The 24,458-nt window shown below is 67.4% G+C and carries 20 protein-coding genes; 8 read left to right on the plus strand and 12 right to left on the minus strand.

All coding sequences use genetic code 11. The annotated features are described in order from the left end of the window. Positions 1-4: 4 nt before the first annotated feature. Both JF542_RS09625 and JF542_RS09630 read right to left on the minus strand, forming a co-directional pair. Entirely contained in the window at positions 5-1,405 is a 1,401-nt protein-coding gene (locus JF542_RS09625) for an aspartate aminotransferase family protein (RefSeq protein ID WP_207075686.1), read from the minus strand. Positions 1,406-1,669: 264 nt separating this feature from the next. Then, positions 1,670-2,329: a GntR family transcriptional regulator gene (locus JF542_RS09630; RefSeq protein ID WP_207075687.1), complete on the minus strand. Its 660-nt coding sequence runs from the start codon at positions 2,327-2,329 to the stop codon at positions 1,670-1,672. Between the two features lie 151 nt (positions 2,330-2,480). Between JF542_RS09630 and JF542_RS09635 the strand changes: the two genes are divergently transcribed. The 5 genes from JF542_RS09635 (at position 2,481) to JF542_RS09655 (ending at position 8,098) form a co-directional block, all read left to right on the plus strand. Continuing rightward, on the plus strand, positions 2,481-3,566 hold the full coding sequence (locus JF542_RS09635) for a polyamine ABC transporter substrate-binding protein (RefSeq protein ID WP_040545172.1): 1,086 nt from the start codon (positions 2,481-2,483) through the stop codon (positions 3,564-3,566). Between the two features lie 67 nt (positions 3,567-3,633). Continuing rightward, the gene (locus JF542_RS09640; protein ID WP_207075688.1) at positions 3,634-5,073 is read left to right on the plus strand and encodes an ABC transporter ATP-binding protein; all 1,440 of its coding nucleotides are present in this window, start codon (positions 3,634-3,636) and stop codon (positions 5,071-5,073) included. Positions 5,074-5,076: 3 nt separating this feature from the next. Next, complete coding sequence (locus JF542_RS09645; protein WP_207075689.1) at positions 5,077-5,967, plus strand: ABC transporter permease subunit; 891 nt, start codon at positions 5,077-5,079, stop codon at positions 5,965-5,967. After that, positions 5,964-6,782, plus strand: coding sequence for an ABC transporter permease (locus tag JF542_RS09650; protein WP_207075690.1), 819 nt, complete (start codon positions 5,964-5,966; stop codon positions 6,780-6,782). Before JF542_RS09645 ends, JF542_RS09650 begins: the two co-directional genes overlap by 4 nt. Beyond that, positions 6,779-8,098 carry an NAD(P)/FAD-dependent oxidoreductase gene (locus JF542_RS09655; protein ID WP_207075691.1) on the plus strand — a complete coding sequence of 440 codons (1,320 nt, stop codon included), beginning with the start codon at positions 6,779-6,781 and terminating at the stop codon, positions 8,096-8,098. The genes JF542_RS09650 and JF542_RS09655 overlap by 4 nt, the downstream gene beginning before the upstream one ends. A gap of 342 nt (positions 8,099-8,440) precedes the next feature. On the opposite strand, the gene JF542_RS09660 is transcribed toward JF542_RS09655, so the two are convergent. Together JF542_RS09660 and ggt are read right to left on the minus strand one after the other, a co-directional pair. Further along, positions 8,441-9,175, minus strand: a complete 735-nt coding sequence (locus JF542_RS09660; protein WP_007794836.1) for an SDR family NAD(P)-dependent oxidoreductase — start codon at positions 9,173-9,175, stop codon at positions 8,441-8,443. Between the two features lie 32 nt (positions 9,176-9,207). After that, complete coding sequence (ggt, locus tag JF542_RS09665; RefSeq protein WP_207075692.1) at positions 9,208-10,875, minus strand: gamma-glutamyltransferase; 1,668 nt, start codon at positions 10,873-10,875, stop codon at positions 9,208-9,210. Positions 10,876-11,330: 455 nt separating this feature from the next. Here ggt and JF542_RS09670 point away from each other — a divergent pair, with 455 nt between their 5' ends. From JF542_RS09670 to JF542_RS09680, 3 genes are all read left to right on the plus strand, one after another. Continuing rightward, positions 11,331-12,332, plus strand: coding sequence for a DctP family TRAP transporter solute-binding subunit (locus JF542_RS09670; protein ID WP_207075693.1), 1,002 nt, complete (start codon positions 11,331-11,333; stop codon positions 12,330-12,332). Between the two features lie 65 nt (positions 12,333-12,397). Then, complete coding sequence (locus tag JF542_RS09675) at positions 12,398-12,907, plus strand: TRAP transporter small permease (protein ID WP_007794846.1); 510 nt, start codon at positions 12,398-12,400, stop codon at positions 12,905-12,907. A 6-nt stretch (positions 12,908-12,913) separates the two neighbouring features. Continuing rightward, on the plus strand, positions 12,914-14,191 hold the full coding sequence (locus JF542_RS09680; RefSeq protein ID WP_207075694.1) for a TRAP transporter large permease: 1,278 nt from the start codon (positions 12,914-12,916) through the stop codon (positions 14,189-14,191). Between the two features lie 356 nt (positions 14,192-14,547). Here the strand turns inward: JF542_RS09680 and JF542_RS09685 are convergent, their stop codons facing one another. From JF542_RS09685 to JF542_RS09720, 8 genes are all read right to left on the minus strand, one after another. Beyond that, on the minus strand, positions 14,548-15,939 hold the full coding sequence (locus tag JF542_RS09685; protein ID WP_207075695.1) for an FGGY family carbohydrate kinase: 1,392 nt from the start codon (positions 15,937-15,939) through the stop codon (positions 14,548-14,550). 3 nt (positions 15,940-15,942) lie between these two features. Further along, positions 15,943-17,160 (minus strand): NAD(P)/FAD-dependent oxidoreductase, encoded by a 1,218-nt coding sequence (locus JF542_RS09690; RefSeq protein WP_207075696.1) that lies wholly within the window; start codon positions 17,158-17,160, stop codon positions 15,943-15,945. Beyond that, the gene (locus JF542_RS09695) at positions 17,157-18,551 is read right to left on the minus strand and encodes an NAD(P)/FAD-dependent oxidoreductase (protein ID WP_242533696.1); all 1,395 of its coding nucleotides are present in this window, start codon (positions 18,549-18,551) and stop codon (positions 17,157-17,159) included. The genes JF542_RS09690 and JF542_RS09695 overlap by 4 nt, the downstream gene beginning before the upstream one ends. A gap of 289 nt (positions 18,552-18,840) precedes the next feature. Next, positions 18,841-19,614 (minus strand): DeoR/GlpR family DNA-binding transcription regulator, encoded by a 774-nt coding sequence (locus JF542_RS09700; protein WP_207075697.1) that lies wholly within the window; start codon positions 19,612-19,614, stop codon positions 18,841-18,843. Positions 19,615-19,771: 157 nt separating this feature from the next. Next, the gene (gene eutC / locus JF542_RS09705) at positions 19,772-20,566 is read right to left on the minus strand and encodes an ethanolamine ammonia-lyase subunit EutC (protein WP_207075698.1); all 795 of its coding nucleotides are present in this window, start codon (positions 20,564-20,566) and stop codon (positions 19,772-19,774) included. After that, positions 20,563-21,954, minus strand: a complete 1,392-nt coding sequence (locus tag JF542_RS09710; RefSeq protein WP_207075699.1) for an ethanolamine ammonia-lyase subunit EutB — start codon at positions 21,952-21,954, stop codon at positions 20,563-20,565. The genes eutC and JF542_RS09710 overlap by 4 nt, the downstream gene beginning before the upstream one ends. A gap of 216 nt (positions 21,955-22,170) precedes the next feature. Beyond that, positions 22,171-23,613, minus strand: a complete 1,443-nt coding sequence (locus JF542_RS09715) for a sensor histidine kinase (protein ID WP_340689149.1) — start codon at positions 23,611-23,613, stop codon at positions 22,171-22,173. Further along, positions 23,610-24,347: a response regulator transcription factor gene (locus JF542_RS09720; RefSeq protein WP_040544390.1), complete on the minus strand. Its 738-nt coding sequence runs from the start codon at positions 24,345-24,347 to the stop codon at positions 23,610-23,612. Before JF542_RS09720 ends, JF542_RS09715 begins: the two co-directional genes overlap by 4 nt. Between the last annotated feature and the right edge of the window lie 111 nt (positions 24,348-24,458).

Below are 24,458 nucleotides of genomic sequence, written 5' to 3' on the forward strand. Positions count from 1 at the left end.
AGGGTCAGTGTGTGCCGGCGACCATCAGCCCCTGCTTTTTCAGCTCGGCATGGCATTCGTCCAGCGAGCGGGTCGCGCGGTCGATCAGCGTGTCGATCTCGTCTTTCGAGAGCACCAGCGGCGGCGAGATGATCATGCGGTCGCCCACGTGGCGCATCACCAGATTGTTGGCGAAGCAGCGCTCGCGGCAGATATAGCCCACGGTGCCGGCATCGGCGGCGAAGGGCGCGCGGCTGGCCTTGTCCGGCGTCAGCGCCAAAGAGCCCATGAAACCCGAGATCTTGGCCTCGCCCACCAGCGGGTGGTCGGCCAGCGCCTCGAATTTCTGTTTGAGGTAGGGGCCGGTCTCCTCGCGGACGCGGGTGACGACGCCCTCCTCATCGAGGATGCGCAGGTTCTCGAGCGCCACGGCGGCGGCCACCGGGTGGCCGGAATAGGTGTAGCCGTGGTTGAACTCGGTCTTGCCGATGACGCCCGCGATCTCGTCATTGACGATCGAGCCGCCGATCGGCTGGTAGCCCGAGGACAGCCCCTTGGCGATGGTCATGATGTGCGGCTTGATGCCCATGGTCTCGGAGCCGAACCAGTTGCCGGTGCGCCCGAAGCCGCAGATCACCTCGTCCGCAATCAGGATGATGCCGTACTTGTCGACGATGCGCTGGATCTCGGGCCAGTAGGTCTCCGGCGGGATGATCACGCCACCGGCGCCCTGCACCGGCTCGGCGATGAAGGCGGCAACCTTCTCGGGGCCGATCTCCTCGAGGGCCTGCTCAAGCTGGCGCGCGCGCTCGAGACCGAATTCCTCGGGCGTCATGTCGCCGCCCTCGGCCCACCAGTTGGGCTGGTCGATATGATGGATGTCGGGAATCGGCATGCCGCCCTGCGCGTGCATGCCCTTCATGCCGCCAAGGCTGCCCGAGCCAACCGACGAGCCGTGATAGGCGTTCCAGCGCGAGATGATGACCTTACGCTCGGGCTGGCCCTTCTCTTCCCAGTAGGTGCGCACGAGGCGGATGTTGGTATCGTTCGCCTCCGAACCGGAGGAGGCGTAGAACACGTTGTTCAGGTCGCCCGGCGCCAGTTCCGCAAGCCGCGCCGACAACTGGATCGCCGGCACATGCGTGGTCTGGAAGAAGGTGTTGTAATAGGGCAGTTCTTCCATCTGGCGCGCCGCGGCGGCGGCCAGCTCCTTGCGACCGTAGCCCACGTTGACGCACCACAGGCCCGCCATACCGTCGAGGATGCGCTCGCCCTCGCTGTCGGTGAGCCAGCAGCCTTCGGCGCGGGTAATCACCCGCGCGCCCTTGCGCGCAAGGTCGGCGCCGGTGGTGAACGGGTGCATGTGGTGAGCGGCGTCCAGCGCCTGAAGCTCGGCGGTGGGGGTGTTGGTGGAAATCAGCGTCATGGCCGCGCCTCCTTGGGAATCCGGGTTTGGCCGCAGAATATGATCAAATTATTTCCTGTCAATCGAATCGCGGCTTTCACGACGTTGCCGAGGGCAGCACCGCCGCCGGATGCGCAGCGCCTCCAGGTGACCGTGTCGCCGCGCTATCGTCATGCGAAGGGCCTGCATTCGGCAAGACCCGCCCGAGCGGGCTGGCGATGGCACGACGACCTCAACCGGTTTCGATGAGCCTGGACGCACGCGGGCCGCATTTGCGCCGGCTCCTTACCCCTCCAGCGCCGCCGCGATCTGCTCCATCCCCTGCCGCACGTCCTGCTCCATCGCCTCCGCCGCAGCCTCGGCATCCCCGGCCTCAAGCGCATCGAGGATGGCCTTGTGCAGGTCAGGCAGGTTGCGGGTGCCGAACTGGCCGCAGACCACGCGCAGCGACGGACCGAAGCGCAGCCACAGCCCCTCGACCAGATCGGTGAGAATCGGTGCCCCCGCGATCTCGTTCAGCTCGGTGTGGAACTGGTGGTTCTCGACGAGGTAGCCGGTGACGTCGCCCTTGCCGATCGCCGCATCGAGCCGCGCGTCCGTGGCACGTAGCCGCGCCACGCCCTCGGCACCGCAGCGCCGTGCCGCGCGCCGCGCCAGCTGCGGCTCGAGCGCCACGCGCGCCAGCGTCAGCTCCTCCACCGCCGCCGCATCAAGCACCGGCACGGTGATCCGCCGGTTGCCCTGAAACACCAGTGCGCCCTCGGCGATCAGCCGCCGCAGCGCCTCGCGCACCGGGGTCATGCCGACCTCGAGCCGCTCGACCAGCCCCTGGATCGTCACAGGCTGCCCGGGCGCGAGTTCGCCGAAGAGAATCATGTCCCGCAGGCGGCGGTAGACCACCTCGTGAGTCGGGAGCCCCGCGCTGTCTGCCCGCATATTCACCATCTGCCTCCTGCTTGACCAAACCGCCCGCTAAGCCATCTTGCACGGCATGTTGGGCCGTGGAAACATCTCTCATGTTGCCAACGGGTGCAACATTTGATCAAATTCAGGGGCCACGGGGCGGCAAGACCCCATGACCAACCGGGAGCACATGATGAAGACACCCTTTCTGACCCTCACCGCGACCCTCGCCCTGACCGCCGGACTGGCGCAGGCCGACGAGGTCCGGGTCTACAACTGGTCCGACTATATCGACGAGAGCCTGCTGGCCAAGTTCGAGGAAGAGACCGGCATCGACCTGATCTATGACGTGTTCGACAGCAACGAGGTGCTCGAGACCAAGATGCTCGCCGGCGGCTCGGGCTACGACGTGGTGGTGCCCACCGGCACCTTCCTGCAACGCCAGATCATGGCCGGCGCGTTCCAGCCGCTCGACAAGTCGAAGCTGCCCAACATCGACAACATGTGGGACGTGATCTCGGACCGGACCTCGAAATACGACCCCGGCAACGAATACGCCATCAACTACATGTGGGGCACCACCGGCCTCGGCGTGAACGAACCCAAGGTGCGCGAGATCCTCGGCGAAGACGCCCCGGTGACCTCGTGGGACCTCGTCTTCGATCCGGCGAACATGGAAAAGCTCGCCGAATGCGGCGTGATGTTCCTCGACGCCCCGGCCGAGATGATCCCGGCGGCGCTGAACTACATCGGCGAGGATCCTGACAGCCACGATCCCGACGTGATCGCCAAGGCCGAAGACGTGTTCATGCCGATCCGCCCCTACATCCAGAAATTCCACAGCTCGGAATACATCAACGCGCTGGCCAATGGCGACGTCTGCGTGGCGGTTGGCTGGTCCGGCGATATCCTGCAGGCCCGCGACCGCGCCGCCGAGGCCGACAACGGCGTCGAGGTGTCCTACTATGCCCCCGACGAGGGTGCGCAGATGTGGTTCGACCAGATGGCGATTCCGGTCGACGCGCCGAACCCCGAGGCGGCGCACACCTTCCTGAACTTCATCATGGATGCCGAAAACATGGCGGCGGCGTCGAACTACGTCTACTACGCCAACGGCAACGAGGCCTCGCAGCAGTATCTCGAGGAGGACGTGATCGGCGATCCGGCGATCTACCCGACGCCAGAGGCGATGGAGAACACCTACACCACCACGCCCTACGAGCCCCGCGTGCAGCGCACCGTCACGCGCCTCTGGACCAAGATCAAGTCCGGCACCTGATCCGCGACTGACCGGCCCGCGCCTTTGCGAAGGCGCGGGCCTTTCTCTGACAGGACGTATCCCGCACATGGCCCAGACCGTCTTTGCCCCCTGGGAAGACCCAGAGCAGAAGCCGCTGATCGAGTTTCGCAATGTGACCAAGCGCTTCGGCGAGTTCACCGCGATCGACGATCTCTCGCTCAATATCTACGAGCGCGAGTTCTTCGCCTTGCTCGGCCCCTCGGGCTGCGGCAAGACGACGATGATGCGGATGCTCGCGGGCTTCGAGAGCGTCACCGAGGGCCATATCTGGCTGGGCGGGCAGGACATCATCAACGTGCCGCCCAACAAGCGCCCGGTGAACATGATGTTCCAGAGCTACGCGCTGTTCCCGCACCTGTCGATCTGGGACAACATCGCCTTCGGCCTGCGGCGCGAGAGCAAGGACAAGGCGATGATCGAGGAGCGCGTCGAGGAGATGCTGCGCCTCACCCGCCTGACCAAGTTCGCCAGGCGCAAGCCGCACCAGATCTCCGGCGGCCAGCGGCAGCGCGTGGCGCTGGCGCGCAGCCTCGCCAAGGCGCCGAAACTGCTGCTGCTCGACGAGCCGCTCGGCGCGCTCGACAAGAAGCTGCGTGAAGAAACGCAGTTCGAGCTGATGGACATTCAGGAAAAGACCGGCACCACTTTCGTGATCGTGACCCACGACCAGGAAGAGGCGATGACCGTGGCCTCCCGCATCGCGGTGATGGACGAGGGCCGCCTTGTGCAGGTCGACACCCCGGACGTGATCTACGAGGCGCCGAACTCGGTCTACGTGGCGGATTTCATCGGCGACGTGAACCTCATTCCCGGTACCGCCAAACCGCGCCCTGCAGAGCCGGAGGCGCCCGCCCCGGAGCCCGCTCCGGCCGCGGTCGAAGACGCCGCGCCCGCGGCGGAGGAGACTTCCCCCGAGGCCACCGCGCAGGCCAAGGTCCAGACCGACGCTCGCCTGCCCGCGCCCAACGCGCGCGGCGAGTGGCTCTACAAGAAGGTCTTCGCCCGCTTCATGGGCCAGCGCGACCTCGCAACGCCGCAACTGCCCCCGCCAAGCCCCGAAGAGCTCGCCGCGGCCCGCAAGGCCGAGGCCAAAGCCGCCGCAAAACCCGCGCCGTCTCCCGCCCCGGCGCCAAAGCCGGCGATCAAGCCCGGAGGCATCCTCATTGACTGGGCCGAAGGCCAGCCGCCGATCATCGCCGCGAATGGCGATCCGGCGCTCGACGGCAAGCCGGTGACCCTGTCGATCCGGCCCGAGAAGGTCACCATCGACCTCGAAAAGCCCGACCGACCCAACGTGCTGCCCGGCAAGGTCATCGACATCGCCTATCTCGGCAACATTTCGACCTACCATGTCGAGCTGGCCAGCGGGCAGATGGTCAAGGCGCAGATGGTCAACGCCCGGCGTCTCTCGAACCGGCACATCACCTGGGAAGACGCGGTCTGGATCGGCTTTACCGAGACCGCCGGCGTCGTGCTCGAGGAGTAAGCCATGCGCCGCTTCGCCCTGATCGCCATCCCGTATTTCTGGCTGATGATCCTGTTCCTCGTTCCCTTCGTGATCGTGCTCAAGATCTCGCTGTCGGACGTGGCGCTGGCCCGACCGCCCTACACGCCGCAACTCGACCTCAGCGCTGGCTGGGAGGGGCTGCGCGCCTTCTTCTCCGAGCTCGACTTCGAGAACTTCGTCTTCCTGACCACCGACGATCTCTACTGGAAGGCCTATGTCAGCTCGCTCAAGATCGCGCTGGTCTCGACCCTGCTGACCCTGCTGGTGGGCTATCCCATCGCCTACGGCATGGCGCGCGCCCCGAACGAATGGCGCCCGACCCTCCTGATGCTGGTGATCCTGCCGTTCTGGACCTCGTTCCTGATCCGGGTCTACTCGTGGATGGGAATCCTGTCGAACGAGGGCACGCTCAACACCGTGCTGCTCTGGCTCGGGGTGATCGACACGCCGCTGCAGATCATGAACACCAACACCGCGGTCTATATCGGCATCGTCTACACCTACCTGCCCTTCATGGTGCTGCCGATCTACTCGGCGCTCGAGAAGATGGACGAAAGCCTGATCGAGGCCGCCGAGGATCTTGGCTGCTCCAAGCTCGCCGCCTTCTGGCTGGTGACCTGGCCGCTCTCGCGCAACGGCATCATCGCCGGCTGCTTCCTCGTCTTCATCCCGGCCATCGGCGAATTCGTGATCCCCTCGCTGCTCGGCGGCTCCGGCACGCTGATGATCGGCAAGGTGCTGTTCGAGGAGTTCTTCTCCAACCGTGACTGGCCGGTGGCCTCGGCGGTGGCGGTGATCCTTCTGTTGATCCTGATCATCCCGATCATCCTGTTCCAGCGCAACGAGCAGAAGGCACGGGAGGCCGAAGGATGAGACGCTTTTCCTGGTTCAACGTCACATCGCTGACGCTCGGCTTCGCCTTCCTGTACCTTCCGATGATCCTGCTGGTGGTCTACAGCTTCAACGAGAGCCGGCTGGTCACCGTCTGGGCCGGCTTCTCGACCAAGTGGTACGGCGAGCTTCTGCGCAACGAAGAGTTCCTCGACGCCGCATGGGTGACGCTCAAGGTGGCGGTGTTCTCGTCGACCATCGCGACGGTGCTGGGCACCATGGCGGCCTACGTGCTGGTGCGCGCGGGCCGGTTCCGGGGGCGCACGCTGTTCTCGGGGATGATCTATGCGCCGCTCGTCATGCCCGAGGTGATCACCGGCCTGTCGCTGCTGCTGCTGTTCATCGGCATCGGCCTCGACCGCGGCGTGCTGACCATCGTGCTGGCACACACCACCTTCTCGATGTGCTACGTCTCGGTGGTGGTGTCGTCGCGGCTCACCAGCTTCGACCGCTCGCTCGAGGAGGCGGCGCTCGATCTTGGCTGCTCGCCCTTCGAGGCGTTCCGGCTGGTGACCCTGCCGATCATCGCACCCGCCGTGATCTCGGGCTGGCTGCTGGCCTTCACCCTGTCGCTCGACGACCTGGTGATCGCGAGTTTCACCACCGGCCCCTCGGCCACCACCCTGCCAATCAAGATCTTCTCGGCGGTGCGTCTCGGCGTCAGCCCCGAGATCAACGCGCTCTCGACCCTCCTGATCGGCATCGTCACCGTCGGCGTCATCACCGCCTCGATCGTGACCAAGCGGGCGGCGGTGGCGCAGGCGCGTGACGAACAGGCGGCCGAGCGCAACGAATGAAACGTATTTACGAGGCCCCGGCCTACGGGCCACAGGGCAAGTGCTACTGGGCCGACACGGTCGAGGGCGACGACTGGCCCGCCCTGACCGGCCCGCGCCACAGCGAGGTCGCGATCATCGGCGGCGGGTTCACCGGCCTTTCGGCGGCGCTTCACCTTGCGCAGGACGGGGTCGAGGTCACCGCGCTCGAGGCCGGTCACGCGGGCTACGGGGCCTCGGGGCGCAATGGCGGGTTCTGCTGCCTCGGAGGATCCAAGGGCTCGAGCGGCTACCTGCGCCGGCGCTACGGCGAGACGGCCCTGCGCGGCTGGCGCGCCACCGAGAAGGCCGCCGTTGCCACCGCGCGCGGCCTGATCGACGCGCACGGCATCGAGGCCGACACCCATTCCGAGGGCGAGACCCTGATCGCCCACTCGCCGCGCGCCTTCGCCAAGCTGCGTGACGGGATCGAGGAGACCGAGCGCGAATACGGCGTCACCCCGCAGCTCATCGAGCTCGAGGAGATGGCGGCGCAAGGGCTTTCGGGGCCGTTCTTCGGCGCCATGACCACGCCCGTCGGCATCGCGCTCAACCCGCGCAAGTACCATGCCGGGCTCGCCCGCGCCGCGCAGTCTGCCGGGGCCGTGCTGCACGGCCACAGCCCGGTCACCGCGCTGCGCAGGGGGGCGCGCTGGGAGCTCGAGACCCCGCACGGCACGGTCACCGCCAACCGCGTGATCCTCGCCACCAACGGCTATTCCTCGGAAGACCTGCCCGACTGGCTGCGCGCCCGCTACCTGCCGGTACAGTCCAGCGTCATCGTGACAGCCCCGCTGGAGCAGGCGCAAATCGACGCGCAGGGCTGGAGCTCGCACCAGATGGCCTATGACACGCGGGTGCTGCTGCACTACTTCCGCCTGATGCCGAACGGACGCTTCTTGTTCGGGATGCGCGGCGGGCTGACCGCGACGCCGCGGGCGCGGGACTCGATCTCGCGCAAGATCCGTGCCGATTTCGCCCGCATGTTCCCCGGCTGGCAGGACGCCGAGATCACCCACGAATGGGACGGGCTGGTGTGCCTGATGGCGAGCCTGACGCCCTTCGCCGGCGCGGTACCGGATCATCCCGGGTTGTTTGCCGGCATGGGCTATCACGGCAACGGCGTCGCCATGGCGAGCCACACGGGCATGGTGCTGGCCGATCTGGTGCAGGACAAGCCACCGCGCGGGCCATACCCCGAGATTATGCGGCATCCCCCGCGCCGCTTTCCGCTGGGCCGCTGGCGCCGGGCGCTGCTGGCCCCGGCCTACGCCACGGCGACGCTGTTCGATCTTTGAGAGGGTACGACCTTTCGGGATCAGGACGCCGCCGCGCATCGTCGGGCCGCGGATCGGCGATACCAGTGCAGAATCCCTCGATTTATCCCCGCCAAACCCGAAGGACCTCACAGCTCGGCACCCAGCCCGACCAAATCGCCGGTCCGGGGGGCAGCCCGACAATGGCACGCCTCTCGGCGTTTGCTTGCAAACGCCTGCCGGCAACACATCGCAGAACGCGATGTGTGAGAGGCAGCCTGCGGCCTTGATTCCGCGCTGGTCTCCGCTCGATTGCCCCAAGACGACAAGGCCCCCGCCGCAGAAAATTGCGGCAAGGGCCTCGCAACTCAAATCCCCAAATCCTCAGGCGTGCTGGCCGCCGTTTACGTCGACCGAGGCGCCGTTGACGTAGGAGGCCTGCTCCGAGCACAGGAACAGCACCACCCGTGCCACCTCGTCGGGTTTGCCCAGCCGCCGCAGCGGAATGATCTCGGTCATCTCTTCCGTGCCCGGCGACAGGATCTCGGTCTCGATCTCGCCCGGCGTCACGAGGTTCACCCGCACGCCGCGGGGGCCAAGCTCGGCCGCCGCCTCGCGGGTCAGCGCGTCGAGCGCCGCCTTCGAGCAAGCATAAGCCGCGCCGGCATAGGGGTGCACCCGCTTGCCCACGATCGAGCCCACGTTGACCACCGCGCCGCGCGCCTGCTCGAGCTCCGGCAGAAGGTCGCGCATCAGCGCCGCCGGCCCCAGCAGGTTGACCGACAGCACCTGCTGCCAGACCTCGTCGCTGCTCTCGGCGATGCCGAGCCGCGCGCCGTCCTCGCCCTTGGGCGAGATGCCGGCATTGTTGACGATGGCGTGCAAGCCGCCCTCGCCCAGCGTCTCGCGCACCCGCGCCACAAGGTCGGCGCGCGCGTCCGCGTCGGCCAGATCGCCCTGGAAATGGTCGGTCGAGCCCGCGTGCCACGGGCAGCGCGAATCGAACGCGGTGCGCGACACGGTCAGCACCCGCCAGCCCGCCGCCTGGAACACCTTCACGGTGGCATGGCCGATGCCCCGGCTCGCGCCGGTCAGCAGCAGTGTCTTCTGTTCTGTCATGGCTTCGCCTTTCCGCCCGTGCGACTCACGGCCTAGATGTGGAACGCAATGCCGGCATCGGCAAGGCCGCCGCCGAGGGCCGAGACGGTTCCGTCCGCCCGCCAACAGGCTGCGCCGGTCATTTCACCATTCTCCCCGAAGGCGATGGCGTTCATGCCGCCGCCGATATGCGGCACGATCTTCATCTCGTGCCCCATCGCCGCCAACGCCTCCTCGTGATGGGCATAGCCCGGCTCGAGTTCCACATGGGCGCCCTCGGTCCAGATCCGAGGTGCCTCGACCGCCTGTTGCGGGGTCATGCCGAAATCGATCAGGTTGACGATGGCTTGCATCGCCGAGGGGAAGATCCGCACCGCGCCCGGCAGCCCCAGAGCAAAGCTCGGCTTGCCGTCCTTCAGCACGATCATCGGCGCCATCGAGGTCGGCACCCGCTTGCCCGGCGCGATCGACAGCGCCTTTCCCGGGTGCGGGTCGAAATTGTACATGTAGTTGTTGGGGATCATGCCCGTGCCCGGCACCATGAAGCGCGCGCCGAAGAGCCCGTTGATGGTGTGGGTCGCCGAGACGATCATGCCGTCGCGATCCGCCACGGTGATGTGGGTGGTGTTGTTGCTCTCGTAGCCCGGCGGCACGTGGCCGGCGCCGCCCGCGGGGCGCATGCGGGCGCGGCAGGCCTCGGCGTAGTCCTTGGAGATCAGTTTCTCGACGGGGATGTCGACGAAATCCGGGTCGCCCGATGCGGCGCGGCGGTCCTCGAAGCCAACCCGGATCACCTCGGCCAGCAGGTGCAGCCGCTCCGGGTTGTCGAAACCCATCGCCTTGAGGTCATAGGCCTCGAGCATGTTGAGCATCTGCGCCACGTGCACCCCCGACGAAGCGGGCGGCGGCGGGCCGACGATGTCGTGGCCGCGATAGCTGCCGAAGATCGCGTCACGCTCGCGCGCGGTGTAACCCTCGAGATCGGCCATCGAGACATGGCCCGCATCTTCGCCGCCGGTGGCCAGCGCCTCGACGAGCGCCGCCCCCAGCGCACCGCCATGCAGCGCCTCGGCGCCTTCCTTGGCAACCAGTTTCAGGCTCTCGGCGTAGTCGGCCTGCACGAGGCGATGGCCCGGCTTGGCCGGGCTGCCATCGGGAAGGAAATGGCGCGAGATCTCGGGGTCCTTCGACATGTCCTCGGCGTGGCGCTCGATGTTCGACGACAGGTAGCTGGTCACCGGGAAGCCGCCTGCGGCGAGACGGATCGCCGGCGCGATGACGTCGGCGAAGGGCAGCGCGCCGTGGGCCGCGTGCATCTGGCACCAGCCGCGCAGGTTGCCGGGCACCGCCACCGAGGAGGCCCCGACGAGGTTCCGGCGGCCGGCGGTCTCCATATAGTCGGGCAGCGCGTCAGAGACCGGGGTGAACATCTCGGGCGTCGCCGAGGCACCGGCCTGCGACAGGCAGTCATAGACCTTGTGGGTGCCGTCGGGCAGACGCAGGTGCGAGACGCCACCGCCGACGATACCGACCATCATCGGCTCGACCACGGTCAGAGTGAGCAATGCCGCAACCGCCGCGTCGACGGCATTGCCGCCGAGCGCCATCATTTCGTGGCCGGCAGCAGAGCCCAGCGGGTGGTTGGTCACCACCACGCCCTGCGATCCGCTTGCGGGGGTCTTGCGACAAAGGAAGGGCAGCGGCGTGGGGTCGGTGGTCATCGGTCTTTGCTCTCTATTCCGGTACGGTCTGTCTTTAGCATCTCTGCGGCCTGGGCGCAGCAGAATGTGGTTTCGGTCAAAATACCCGCGCATTCATGATGTTGGCAAGGTTGCGCACGGCGAGGCCTTCAAAACCTCAGGAAAACCGCCCCTGAGGCGCATCGGATACGGCTTGTTCTTGCGCTGAAATGACCGTATCCGCCATCGCGACCGGCAGATCTCGTGAGATTTTCGCTCCCAACAGCGCGCAGATCCGCGCATTTCGCTCAAAAAACGGGCAAGTATTTTGGATTTTCCGATAAATTCGGGCAAAATTCACCAAAATGGCCAAAAAGATGCCCGAACAGTCGATATTTTATGATTACTCAGTCATAAAGGCGTCACACGGACCAACACCGTTCACAACAGGGATTCGCCCGGACACGACGCTAACGGGCCACCGAAGGAGACACGACATGACCTTTTCCAAACCCCTCGGCACACTGGTCGCTGCTGCGGCGCTGAGCGCAGCCATCGCCGCCCCCGCCGCGGCGCGCGACATCAAGATCGGCCATTTCGGCGCCCCGGGCACCCCGTTCGATCAGGGCGTGCAATACTTCGCAGAGCAGGTCGAGGCGCTGTCGGACGGTGAATACACCGTCACCAACTTCCCCTCGGGCCAGCTTGGCAACGAGGCGCAGCAGATCGGCGCACTTCAGGGCGGCCTGCAGGAGATGCTGATCACCTCCTCGACCAACCTGATCAAGTACAACGAGCTGTTCCAGCTCATCGACCTGCCCTTCGCCTTCGAAGACGACGCCGCCACCGACAAGGTGCTGCTCGGCGAAGTCGGTGAGAAGATGCTGGCCGGGCTTGACGGCTCGGGCATGAAGGGCCTGACCTTCATCGACAACGGCTTCCGCGACCTGTCGAACTCCGAGCGCCCGATCGAGAGCCTCGCCGACTTCGACGGCCTGTCGTTCCGCGTCATCGGCGCACCCGTGTTCATCAACACCTTCTCGGCGCTCGGCACCAACCCGGTTCCGATGCCCTTCCCCGAGGTCTACACCGCGCTCGAGACCGGCACCGTCGACGGTCAGGACAACCCGCTGATCACCGTGCGTGACGTGAACTTCTTCGAGGTTCAGGACTACCTGACCACCTCCAAGCACGCCTACTCGGCGCTGGTGCTGCTGGTCAGCCAGCCGTTCTGGAACAGCCTCTCGGACGAAGACAAGGCGATGCTGCAGGACGCAGCCGACGCCGCCGCGCTTGAGAACCGCAAGATCATGCGCGCCGCCGTCGAGGACGCCAAGGCGTTCCTGTCGAGCGAAGAAGGCGGCATGACCATTTCCGAGTTCACCCCGGAAGCCCGCGCCGAGATCGTCGAAGCGGTGGCCCCGGTGACCGAGGAGCTGCTCACCGATGCGATCCGTCCCCTCTATGAGGAGATGCAGTCCACTCTGGCCGCGGACTGATCGTATCGCCAAGGGGTCGGTGCCGCTCCCAGCGCCGGCCCCTTTCTTATTCAAGGAGACCCTGAATGCCTGTACTGCGCCTCGCCGAGAAACTGCTCGAGGCTCTCGTCGCCGCCCTGCTTTTTGCACTCGTGGCGATGGTTTTCGTCAACGTCATGCTGCGCTTCTTCATGAATTCCGGCATCGTGGTGACGGAAGAGCTGTCGCGGATCGTGCTGTCGATCCTGATCCTCAGCGGCGCCGTGCTCGCGTTGATCCAGCAACGCCACATCGCCATGACGCTGGTGGTCGACCGCCTGCCGAAAGGGGCCAAGAAGGCCGTCGTCGCGCTGACCGGGGCAATCATGCTCTACGGCAACTACCTGCTCGCCAAGGGCGCGTGGATGCAGGCGACGCTGAACTTCTCCTCCTCCTATCCGATTTCCGGCCTGCCCATGGCGACGATCTACGTCGTGGCCACCCTTGCCGGCGCCGCACTGGCGCTGGTCGTCGCGGTGCGCATGGTGCTGATCCTCTCGGGTCGCATGGAGCCGGAAACCTTCTTCCAGGCCGCTTCGGCCGATATCGCGGAGTGATCCTGCGTGACCTTTGTCGTTTTCCTTTCCGTCCTGATCCTCGGCATCGTGCTCGGCCTGCCCATCGCCTGGGCGCTGATCGCCTGCGGCATCGCGCTGATGATGCATCTCGACTACTTCAATGCCCAGATCATCGCCCAGAACATGATCCTCGGCACCGACAACTTCATCCTTCTGGCGATCCCGTTCTTCATCCTCGCCGGTGAGCTGATGAACCGCGGCGGGCTCTCACGCCGCATCATCGAGGTCGCCATGGCCGCCTTCGGCCACGTCTCGGGCGGGCTCGGCTACGTGGCGATCTGCGCTTCGCTGATCATGGCCTCGCTCTCGGGCTCGGCCATCGCCGACAGCGCCGCGTTGGCCGCGATCCTGATCCCGATGATGAAGCTCGGCAACTACCCCGAGGGCTCCTCGGGCGGCCTGCTCGCGGCAGGCGGCGTGATCGCCCCGGTGATCCCGCCCTCGATCGCGCTCGTGGTCTTCGGCGCCATCGCCAACGTCTCGATCAGCGGGCTGTTCATGGCCGCCATCGTGCCCGGCACCCTGATGGCCGTGTCGCTGATCATCGCCTGGCGCTTCGTGTCGCGCGGCGGCGGCTTCCAGACGCTCGAGCGTCAGCCCCGCGCCGAGGTCCTGCGCGCGCTCTGGCGTGCCCTGCCGGCGCTGGTGCTGCCCATCGTGGTGATCGGCGGTCTGCGGGTCGGCATCTTCACCCCGACCGAGGCCGCGGTGATCGCCGCCGTCTACGCCGCGCTCGTGGGGGCGTTCGTCTATGGCGAGCTGACCATCAAGAGCTTCTACGAAGGGCTCGTCGAGGCCGGCAAGACCTCGGCCGTGGTGATGTTCCTGATCGGCACCTCGATGGTCTCGGCCTGGCTGATCACCATTGCCAACCTGCCGACCCAGGTGATCGCCTTCCTGCAGCCTTTCATGGACACGCCGCAGCTTCTGGTTGGCATGATCGTGGTGCTGACGCTGCTGCTGGGCATGGTGCTCGACTTCACGCCGCTCAGCCTGATCCTGATGCCGATCGTGATCCCGCTCGCCAAGGCGGCCGGCATCGACCTGGTCTATTTCGGCGTGGTCTTCACCATCGCCGGTGCGCTCGGGATGCTGACACCGCCGGTGGGCAACGTGCTCAACGTGGTGGCCGGCGTCGGCAAGGTCCGGCTCGACAAGATCATGGTGGGCGTTCTGCCCTTCCTCTTCGCCGAGCTCGCGGTGCTGGGCCTGCTGGTCGCCTTCCCGGTGATCATCACCGGTCCGCTGGACCTGCTTCGCTAGGTCCCGCCAAGACACCGCTCGGACCGAGTCTCCCCTAGGTCCGGGCACAAGCGCCGCTCCGCCCACCGGAGCGGCGCTTTTTTGTTTGCACGAAGGGACGGGCCTATCGGTTGCGCCCCGGCCGCCTCGCGGCCACGACGGACAGGCGCGATCCCCGTCTTGTCTCGCTCACCTCCGAAGCATCTCGGAGCCGCGCACGAGCGCCGTGCCTCCGGGCCGGTCTTCAGACCTCGCATCCGGCGCGTCTCTTTTCCGGCGCATCTCCCCCCGCCCCTGCCGACAGGCCACAAAAAACGCCGGGTGGGAAACCCACCCGGCGCAGTGTTCGCGCGTTGCTGTCGAAACAGGAGGAGAGGTCAGCTCCGCCAGCCACGCGCGCGGGAGACCGCATCAGAGAACCGCGCCAGGCGCGCAGCCCGGTCGCAAGGGCGCGGCGTGACCACCGCGCGGGGCGCGGGAGAGGGCAGCGTGCCGCCAAGCCCCAGAGCGGCAAGCTGCGCCGCCCCCAGAGCCGTCAGCTCTTCAGTGCCGGGCAGCACGATTTCGGCCCCGGTCACGTCGGCGAGGAACTGGCAGAGATAAGCCGAGCGTGTCAGCCCGCCATCCATCGACAACCGCGCCACCGGCCCCATCCGGGCGATGACCTCGGCGGCGCGCAGGGCGACGCCCTCGATCAGCGCCTGCGCCATATCTTGCCGCGTGGTGGCCCCGGTCATGCCGATGAACAGCCCCGCGGCGGAGCCGTCCCAATGCGGCGCCGCAAGCCCTGCGAGCGCCGGCACGAAAGCCAACCCGCGGTCGATCGCCGCCGGGGCCTCGAACGCGCCCAACGCCTCGGGCCCGTCAAGCAGGCCGATGCGCATGGCCCATTCCACCGCCGCGCCGGCGGCATGCACGCCGCCATCCACCGCGAAGGTGGTGGTCTCACCGACCTGCCATGCCACCGTGGGCAGCAAACCGCTGTCATCCTCGGGAGGCCGTGTTTCGCCGGTCACCGCGAGCGCGAAGGCACCGGTGCCGAAGGTGATCTTGGCATCGCCCGGCGCCCGGCAGCCATGGCCGTAAAGCGCGGCCTGCTGGTCGACCACCGCCGCCGTCACCGGCACTTCGCCGATGCAGCCAAAGTCAGACACGGTCGGGCGGATCTCGGGCAGGCACTCGATCGGCACGCCGAAGAGCTTGCAGAGCTCCGGGTCCCACTGGCCCGTCTCGAGCGACATCAGCGAGGTCCGCGACGCGGTCGTCACATCGGTGCGCGCCTCGCCAGTCAGATGCTGCAGAAAGAACGCATCCGTGGTCCCGAGCCTCAGGCGCCCGGCGCGATGCGCCTGCTGCACCCCGCGATTGTTGTCGCAGAGCCAACCCAGCTTGGCGGCCGAGAAATACGGATCGAGCGGCAGCCCGGTGCGGGCGCGCACCATCTCGGCCTGCCCTGCCATGCCGGCGAGCTTGGCCTCGGTGCGGCGGTCCTGCCAGACGATGACCGGAGACAGCGGCTCACCGGTCACCGCGTCCCAGGCAAGACAGCTCTCGCCCTGGTTCGACAGCGCGATGGCCTCGACCTCGCCCGCAGCCTCGATCACCGCGCGCAGGTTGGCGAGCAGCTCTTGGGGGTCGTGCTCGACCCGGTCGGCCGCCGGGAAATGCTGTTCGTGCCGGACCGCATGCACGATTTCGGCCGTGCCGCTGTCATCGGCGACCAGTCCGCGCGTCGAGGTCGTGCCCTGATCGAGCGCCAGAATCCGCATGTCTCAGTCTTTCCTGTCCAGCCGCAGGGCAAGATCACCCGCCAAGGCGGCGGAATCCAGAGCCGGCACGGACAGCCGCACCGGCTGCTCGGGATAGCTGCGCACCGAACGCGCCGCGAGCTCACGCCCGCTCGCATCGCTCAGCACCACACGGCCGCGCACCGCACCATCGGTGCGGATGTTGAGCGTCGCCGCCGATCCAGCGCCAAGCCGCTGTGGCACGACGTAGCGCAGGCCCGCGCCCGGCACGATGCGCGCACCGGCTCCGAGCTTCGGCGTCTTGCGCAGATCCCTGAAGATCGTCTGAGCCGCCCGGCGGCCCTCGGCCCAGCAATGGCCGGCGGTCTCGACCGGGTGCAGCACGTTGCCGGCAACGAACACCTGCGGGTCAGAGCTGCGCCCATCCGCGTCGATCTCGGGCCCCAGCGTGCCGGCATCCAGCGCCAGGTCGCTCTGCCGCGCCACAGTCGCCTCGGGCGTGAACCGCCCCGAGAAAACGATGCCGTCGCAGTCGAGACGACGCTCTTCGCCCTTGTGGCGCAGGCGCAGCGCCTCGACGCGCGGCCTGCCCTCGATGGCCAGAATTTCGACCCCGGCGAGCACCGGCACGCCCATCAACCGCGCCAGCATCATGTCGATGCGGCGGGTCTGCGGACGGTCGCGGGTCTCGACCATGGCAACCGGCTTGATGCCGTGACGGCGGCAGGTCAGCAGCGCCGAAAGCGCGACGACCTCGGTCCCCACGATCACCGGGCGCGAGAATGGGCGCTTGCCCTCGAGATAGACCATCGATTGCAGCGCGCCGGTGTTCATCACGCCGACCGGCCGCACACCCGGGGCAAGCAGCTGCGCGCGGGTGCGCTCGCGGTTGCCGGTGGCGATGAGCACCCGGCGCGCGGTGAGCGTCTGCGCCCCTGCGGTGGTGGCAAGCTCAAGCACGCCGCCGGGACGGATCGCGGTCACGGTGGTGTCGGTGCGGATCTCGACGCCGGCATCCTCGGCCGCCTGCACGAGCCGCTTTGCATAGGCCGGGCCGCTCAGCACGCGCTTGAACTCGCGCATACCGAAGGGCGGGTGGCCGCAATGACGCGGAATGCCGCCGGCCTCACCGAAGCGCTCCAGCACCACCACGCGGCGCAGGCCCAGCTTGCTCAGCTCGAGCGCCGCGCCAAGCCCGGCGGGGCCGCCGCCGACGATGGCCACATCACAGGTCGTGTTCATGACGCGTCCTCCGGCAGGATCGGCGTGCGCAGCTTGCCCTCGGCGAGACTGGCGATGCGCCCGAGGCAGTTGAACCCCTGACAGCGGCCCATGGCACAGCGGGTGCGGCGGCGCAGCCCGCCGAAATCGCCCGGCGGCAGCTGGCTGTCGAAGGCGGCGCGGATTTCGCGCGCGGTGACCATCTCGCAATGGCAGACGATGCCGTCATGCCCCGGGATCTGGTAATCGCGCGGCAGGTGCTCGGCGAGGTTCGGCATCGAAGGCGCCAACGTATCGTTGGGCTTCGACCAGGCCAGAGAGTGGCTCTCGCTCCAGAGTGCGAAGACATGCCGGGCGATGCCCAGCGCCGCGGTGAGGCCAGTCGACCGGATCCCGCCAGCGCAGTAATAGCCCAGATCGGCATCGGCATGGACGCGGTATTCCTTGCGCTCGGAGGCGGGGCGCAGACCGGCATAGACCGCCGTCACCGGCATATCGTGTAGCGCCGGCACCAGCTCCACCGCCTTGGAGATCAGCATCTCCAGCTCTGGCGTTGTCACGTCGGGGCGGTCGCGCGCCTCCTGCTCCTCGGCGGTTGGACCGACCAGCAGGTTGCCAAAGGCGGTGCGGGTCAGCACCACGCCCTTGGTGCGCTCATTCGGCACCGGCAGCAGGATGGTGCGCAGATGCTGCGATGCCGCCTTGTCGAACACCACGAACTGGCCCTTGCGCGGGCGGATCTCGAAGGACGGCGTACCGGTGAGGATCTCTTCCACCTTGTCACCGTAGAGCCCGGCGCAGTTGACCACGGTCTTGGCCATCAACGAGCCCGCGCCAGTCTCGAGCTGCCAGGTGTCGCCGTCACGGCGCGCCCCGGTGAGCGGCGCGTTGAACCGGAATTCGGCGCCAAGCGCCTTGGCCTGCGTGGCGTAGGCCAGCGGTGCCGACCACGGATCAATGACATGCTCACGCGGGACCAGCAGCGCGCCACGCACATGGCCGGCAAGCGCGGGCTCGCGGGCCAGCGCCTCATCGCGGCTGATGATCCGCGTGTCGGTCACCCCGTTGCCCTGGGCCTGCGCCAGCAGATCGGGCAGGCGCGCTTCCTCGTCCTCGGTCCAGGCCGCGACCATCGCGCCGGTCTCGAGCACCGGCAGGTTCATCGCCTCGCGGATCTCCATGTACTCGTCATAGGCGTCCTGCATGCAGCTGAGCTCGAGCGAGCCCGGCGGCGCGTCGAAGCCGGTGTGCAGGATCGCGCTGTTGGCCTTCGAAGCCCCCGAGAGGATGTCGGGCGCGGCCTCGAGCACGCAGACCCGCGCCCCTTCGAGCGCGAAGCGGCGCGCCATGGCGCAACCGACCACCCCTGCACCGATGATCGCAACATCCATTTCGGCAGAAAAATCAGCCAAGCCTCGTCTCCGTCCTAGAATCGTACCGCCAAGCTCTCGGAGAGACGGGCGGCTTTTCCTGAACGTGCATAATTTTGACCGAATCCACAATATTGACTGGCGTAAAATCCTCAGTTTCCGCCAATTCGGTCAGAACCTGCGGCAATTTTCGGCAGACCAAGCTCACAGCCCGGGGGATTTCGACGCATCACGACCCAGCTCGCCCGGCGTCCGACCAAAAGAAAACACCGGGCACGGCGACGTGGCCCGGTGTCGTTCGCTGCACTCCGTGCGGACGGGAACCGCCGGCTCAGGCGATCACCACCTCGACGCCTGCCTCGGCCAGCGCTTCGGCCATCTCGGGCTCGGGCGCGCGATCGGTCACCAGCCGGTCGACCGCCGAGAGCGCCGCGACCTCGAACACCGCCGCCCGGTCGAGCTTCGTGTGATCGGCCAGTACCGTGAGCTTGGCGCCGCGCGCCACCATCGCGCGGGCCATCTCGGTTTCGCGCAGATCGTAATCCATGATCTCGCCACGTGTCATGCCGCCGATGGTGAGCACCACGTGCTCGGCCTTGAAGCGTCCGAGTTGCTCGATGGCGAGCGCTCCCAGCGTCTCGCGCCCCTCGGCGGCGATCTCGCCGCCGAGCAGGTAGAGCCGGTGATGGCCTTCGGGGCGAGCCAGCAGCCCGGCGATCTCGGGCGAGTTGGTGATCACCGTGAGCCCGCGCCGCCGCGCCAACGCGCGGGCGAAGGCGATGGTGGTGGAGCCGGTATCGACGAAGATCACCGCGCCCTCGTCGAAGAGCTCGGCAGCACAGCGCCCGATGGCGGTCTTCTCCGCGGTCATCGTCACCATGCGGGCATCGAACGGACCCTCGGTGAGGCCGCTGTCGGTGAAGCTCGCGGTCTTGCGCGCGCCACCGTGGAACTTGCGGATGCGCCCCGCGGTGTCGAGCTCGTTGAGATCCCGGCGGATGGTTTCACGTGACGTCTCGAATTGCTCGGAAAGGGCATCCACATGCACCTCTCCGCAGTCCTCGACAAGCTGTACGATCGCCTCGCGGCGGGCGGCCGGTTTCATGCGGCGTCCTTTCTGGTTGCGCATTTCACTCCGGCCAGACCCCTAGATCCGGTCACAGAGCGCTGCCTGTTCCCACGTTCTGACCCAAGGACGACGCGGCTGCAACGGGGTTCGCCCCGCGCCTGCCGCTTCGTAACCGACAGATCAGACGGCATTTTCATCCCTCGACCTGCGCCGAGGCATCGACCGTGACGGTGCGATCCTTCAGTCCGACGCCCGAGAGCTGCAGCTTGAAGGCCTCGCGGGTCAGCCACGCGGCGCGGTAGGCGGCATCCTCGTAGCTCTGGCCGCCGGGGCGGACATTGGAGATACAGTTCCGGTCGGCATCGGTGCGCCCGACCTTTGGCGCCCATGTCAGGTAGAGACCGAGACTGTCCGCGGCCGACAGGCCCGGGCGCTCGCCGATCATCATCACCACCAGCTTCGCGCCGAGGATGGCGGCGATCTCGTCGCCGATGGCGACCCGGCCCTGCGTCGCAACCACCGGCGGCGCGACGCTCAGGCCGGCCTCGGCCAGCAGCGGCCTGAACGCCTTCAGGAAGCCCGGCGCCGATTGCTGTGTTGCCAGCGACGACAGCCCGTCGGCCAGCACCAGAGCCACGTCGGGCGCGGTGACGGGGCGGATGGCCTCGACCCGCGCGACGGAAGAGGCGTCCAGTCTGCGCCCCCAGTCGGGGCGTTGCAGGTAGGCGGGGCGGTCGGGCGCGCGGCTCTCCACCCTCAGTATCGGCTCGCCGAGATCGGCCTCGAGCGCGTCGAGATCGAGCGGCGAGTGCACCGCGGTGCGGGCCTGCGCGTGGGCCATCTGGAACTCGAGATTGCGCGCGGTCGAGAGCGACACGCCGGTACGCCCCAGCGCGATCCGCGCCGAGGTGTGGCGGCGCAGCCCGGCCCAGGGGTCTTCGCTGCGCTGAAGCGCGGCGGGATCGGTCAGATCGGTCGGTTTGGTCATTGTGCCTCCAGGAGCGACATGCGTTTCGACAGCGCCGCGGGCGGCTGGCTGGCCGGGGCGAAGGCGCCGTCGGAGGCCATCAGCCCCATCTTGTCGAGCCATTCCTCGAATTCCGGGGCGGGGCGCAGGCCCAGCACGCGGCGCGCATAGAGCGCATCGTGGAACGACGTGGTCTGGTAGCTCAGCATCACGTCATCCGAGCCGGGAATGCCCATGATGTAGTTGATCCCCGCCGCGCCAAGCAGCGTGAGCAGCATGTCCATGTCGTTCTGATCGGCTTCGGCGTGGTTGGTGTAGCAGATGTCGCAGCCCATCGGCACGCCGAGCAGCTTGCCGCAGAAATGGTCCTCGAGTCCGGCACGGATGATCTGACGCCCGTCATAGAGGTATTCCGGCCCGATGAATCCCACTACGGTGTTGACCAGAAGCGGTTCGTACTTCCGCGCCACCGCGTAGGCCCGGGCCTCGAGCGTCTGCTGGTCGACGCCGTGATGGGCGTCGGCAGAGAGACACGAGCCCTGCCCGGTCTCGAAATACATGCAGTTCTGACCGACCGTGCCGCGCTTGAGGGACTGCGTCGCCTCGTGACCCTCGGTCAGGATGTCGAGATTGATGCCGAAAGATGTGTTGGCCGCCTCGGTGCCGGCGAGCGACTGGAAGGTCAGGTCGACCGGCGCGCCCTCCTCGATGGCGGCCATGGTGTTGGTGACATGGCTCAGCACGCAGGATTGCGTCGGGATAGCGTATTCCTGGATCACCTCGTCGAGCAGGTGCAGCAGCTCGACCGTGGCGTGCAGGTTGTCGGTCGCCGGGTTGATACCGATCACCGCGTCGCCGGAGCCATACATCAGCCCGTCGAAGGTCGAAGCGGCGATGCCGCGCAGGTCGTCGGTGGGGTGGTTCGGCTGCAACCGGGTCGCGAGACGCTTCTCGAGGCCGAGCGTATTGCGGAACGTCGTCACCACGCGGCACTTGGAGGCGATGAGGATCAGATCCTGCGCCCGGCAGAGCTTGGACACGCCGGCGGCCATCTCGGGGGTCAGCCCCGGGGCCAGCGCCGCCAGCGCGGCGCTGTCGGCGGCGTCCGAGAGCAGCCAGTCACGGAAATCGCCGACGGTCATGTGGCTTACCGGGGCGAAGGCGGCCTTGTCATGGGTGTCGATGATCAGCCGGGTCACCTCGTCCGCTTCGTAGGGGACGACCACCTCGCTCAGGAATGTCTTGAGCGGGACATCGGCCAGCGCAGCCTGCGCCGCCGCACGCTCGACATCGGTGGCCGCGGCGATCCCGGCCAGCTGATCGCCCGAGCGCAGCGGGGTGGCGCGCGCCATCAGGGTTCTGAGATCCGGGAACCGGAAAAGCTCGGCCCCGACTTGATGGCTGTACATGTCAGCCCTCCGTTCAAATTAAGCGATATGCGCCGAGGCGATGTGCGAAGGCGCGGTCTCTCTAGTGCCCGTTCGGGCAGATTAGCATGAATCAAGTGCCCGAACGGTCTTTTGTCGAGTGTTAGGCGAGGTTTCGCGCCCGGTCCATTGCGCGCGGCCCGCGAGAGCGGCACTGAAATGCAAAGCGACGCTTATTTGGGCAAAACGAGAGGCCCCTCAGGCACGGCGGATGGTAAATACCGCGCGCAACCCGTGCGGGGCGGTCTCGAAGCGCAGCTCGCCGCCATGCATCATGGCGATCGTCGAGACAATGCTGAGCCCGAGCCCGGTACCGTCGGTGAAGCGAGCGTTCTCGCCGCGGCGGAACGGCGCCATCAGCGCCTCGATCTCCTCGAGCGGGCGGCGACCGCCTTCGTCCTCGACCGAGATCGTCGCCATGTCGACCCCGGCCTCGAGCCGCACCACCGCGCGGCGTCCGTATTTCAGCGCGTTGTCGATCAGATTTGACAGCGCCCGCTGGATCGAGACCGGGCGCGCGGTGACGATGATGCGGTGCTCCCCGGCGATCACCTGCGACGACCGCCGCGAGGAGAACAGCGAGCGCCCGCCCTGCACCGTCACCGGCGCGCCCTCGGCCAGGCTCACCGGGTGGCCCATGTCCTGGTAGTCGTCGACCAGCGCCTCGACCAGCGCGCCGAGCGACAGCTCGCGCGGCTCCTCGACGTTGAGCTCGGCGCGGGTCAGGGTGAGCACGCTCTCGATGATGCCGGTCATCCGGTCGATGTCGGTCTCGAGCCGGGCGCGCAGCTCGGCATCCTCGATCAGCGCGCTGCGCAGCCGCAGGCGGGTGGCCGGTGTGCCAAGGTCGTGGCTCACCCCGGACAGCACCACCGCGCGCTCTTCGAGGCGCTGGCGCTCGGTCTCGAGATAGGTGTTCACCGCGTCGACGATGGCGCGCAGCTCTGCCGGGCCCTCGGCCTCGTAGCTCTCGGGACCACCGAGCTGACGGCGGGTGCCGAGCGCCCGGGCAAAGCCCGCGAAGCGCGCCGCGGTATCACTGACGAGCGTGAAGATCACCGCCGCAGCGAACAGGCCCAGCGCGATGGCCGGCAGGCGCAGGTCGGTGGGCGCCGCCGCGCAGCCCCAGAGGTCGCCGCCCTGCACCCGCAGCCACTGCCCGTTGCCCGGCTTGGCGAGGATCAGCGGCTGGCTGCAATAACGCGCCATCAACCGGGTCAGCTGGCCCAGTGTCTCCTCGGGGCGCTGCCGGGGATGGGTGACGAGATCCGCAACCCGGTATTGCAGGTCGTCCGAGACCACCACGAGGCTTAGCCCGGCGCCTCCGGTGGCATCGGGAAGGATCGGCGCGATGGTGAGATAGGCCGGGCGGGGCAGCCCGCTGATGCGCGAGAACTCCCCGGCCTCGGCCAGTGCCTGGTCCTGCGCCGCAAGCGGCTTGATGATGATGCCCTCGGGCGCGATGGCGCCGCGCGACAGCGTGTTGTAGAGCAGCAAGCCGTTGCGCTCGGCCTGGGTGAGATAGCTGCTCCAGCGCGCCTGCGTCACGCCCCACATGGTCGCCACCAAGAGCCCCGCCGCCATCGCCGCGAACATCAGCAGCGCGCCGCTGTCGCGCATGCTGAGGCCCCAGCGACTCACGCGTCTTCCGAGGTCACGTCGGCGGCGAAGACATAGCCCACGCCGCGCTCGGTGCGCAGCATCTGCGGCTCCTTCGGCGCGGTCTCGATCTTCGAGCGCAGCCGGCCCACCAGCACGTCAATGGCGCGGCCATGCGCCTCGTCGTTGTGATCGCCGTCGCCGGTCACGTCGAGCGCGGCGGCGATCTCCTCGCGGGTCAGCGGGATATGCGGGTTGGCGAGGAAGGCCTGCAACAAGGCCGTCTCGCGGCGCGACAGCGCCACCTGGTAGCCGTCGGGCGAGAGCACCTCGTTACGCTTGGCATCGTAGCGCCAGCCGTTGAATCGGAAGGTCCTGGTGCGGCGCCTGTAGGCCAGCGAGGCCGAGCGCCCGGCCCGCGCCAGCACCGCGCGCACCCGCGCCAGAAGCAGGTCCGGATTGAAGGGCTTGGCGATGTAGTCGTCGGCGCCAACCTCGTAGCCCGCCATGCGCTGGTGATCCGCCGACAGCGCCGAGACCATGATGATCGGTACGTCCTGATCGCGGCGCAAGGCGGCACAGATCTCGAGCCCGCTCTCGCAGCCCAGCATCACGTCGAGCAGGATCAGGTCGATCCGCCCCGCCGACATCGCCGCCTCGATCTCGGCCAGCGAGGCCGCGCCCAGCGCCATGAAGCCGTGCTTGCGGAGATACTCGGTCATCATGTCGCGCATCTCGTCATCGTCATCGACAACCAGCAGTCTCGAGATGCTCACATGATCCTCCTTCACGTTCGCCCAGAAGCTGCGGCGTTCTATCACGCGCAAGGGAAATTCGCGAGCCTGTAACAGGTTGTAACAAGAACGCCCAAAATCTCATCCTTTGGG

Source organism: Salipiger bermudensis, from assembly GCF_017309175.1.
Classification (GTDB): domain Bacteria; phylum Pseudomonadota; class Alphaproteobacteria; order Rhodobacterales; family Rhodobacteraceae; genus Salipiger; species Salipiger bermudensis.

Coding starts and splice junctions, on each gene's coding strand:
- JF542_RS09625 (WP_207075686.1), bottom strand. CDS start 1,405: ATGACGCTGATTTCCACCAACACCCCCACCGCCGAGCTTCAGGCGCTG.
- JF542_RS09630 (WP_207075687.1), bottom strand. CDS start 2,329: ATGGTGAATATGCGGGCAGACAGCGCGGGGCTCCCGACTCACGAGGTG.
- JF542_RS09635 (WP_040545172.1), top strand. CDS start 2,481: ATGAAGACACCCTTTCTGACCCTCACCGCGACCCTCGCCCTGACCGCC.
- JF542_RS09640 (WP_207075688.1), top strand. CDS start 3,634: ATGGCCCAGACCGTCTTTGCCCCCTGGGAAGACCCAGAGCAGAAGCCG.
- JF542_RS09645 (WP_207075689.1), top strand. CDS start 5,077: ATGCGCCGCTTCGCCCTGATCGCCATCCCGTATTTCTGGCTGATGATC.
- JF542_RS09650 (WP_207075690.1), top strand. CDS start 5,964: ATGAGACGCTTTTCCTGGTTCAACGTCACATCGCTGACGCTCGGCTTC.
- JF542_RS09655 (WP_207075691.1), top strand. CDS start 6,779: ATGAAACGTATTTACGAGGCCCCGGCCTACGGGCCACAGGGCAAGTGC.
- JF542_RS09660 (WP_007794836.1), bottom strand. CDS start 9,175: ATGACAGAACAGAAGACACTGCTGCTGACCGGCGCGAGCCGGGGCATC.
- ggt (WP_207075692.1), bottom strand. CDS start 10,875: ATGACCACCGACCCCACGCCGCTGCCCTTCCTTTGTCGCAAGACCCCC.
- JF542_RS09670 (WP_207075693.1), top strand. CDS start 11,331: ATGACCTTTTCCAAACCCCTCGGCACACTGGTCGCTGCTGCGGCGCTG.
- JF542_RS09675 (WP_007794846.1), top strand. CDS start 12,398: ATGCCTGTACTGCGCCTCGCCGAGAAACTGCTCGAGGCTCTCGTCGCC.
- JF542_RS09685 (WP_207075695.1), bottom strand. CDS start 15,939: ATGCGGATTCTGGCGCTCGATCAGGGCACGACCTCGACGCGCGGACTG.
- JF542_RS09690 (WP_207075696.1), bottom strand. CDS start 17,160: ATGAACACGACCTGTGATGTGGCCATCGTCGGCGGCGGCCCCGCCGGG.
- JF542_RS09700 (WP_207075697.1), bottom strand. CDS start 19,614: ATGAAACCGGCCGCCCGCCGCGAGGCGATCGTACAGCTTGTCGAGGAC.
- eutC (WP_207075698.1), bottom strand. CDS start 20,566: ATGACCAAACCGACCGATCTGACCGATCCCGCCGCGCTTCAGCGCAGC.
- JF542_RS09710 (WP_207075699.1), bottom strand. CDS start 21,954: ATGTACAGCCATCAAGTCGGGGCCGAGCTTTTCCGGTTCCCGGATCTC.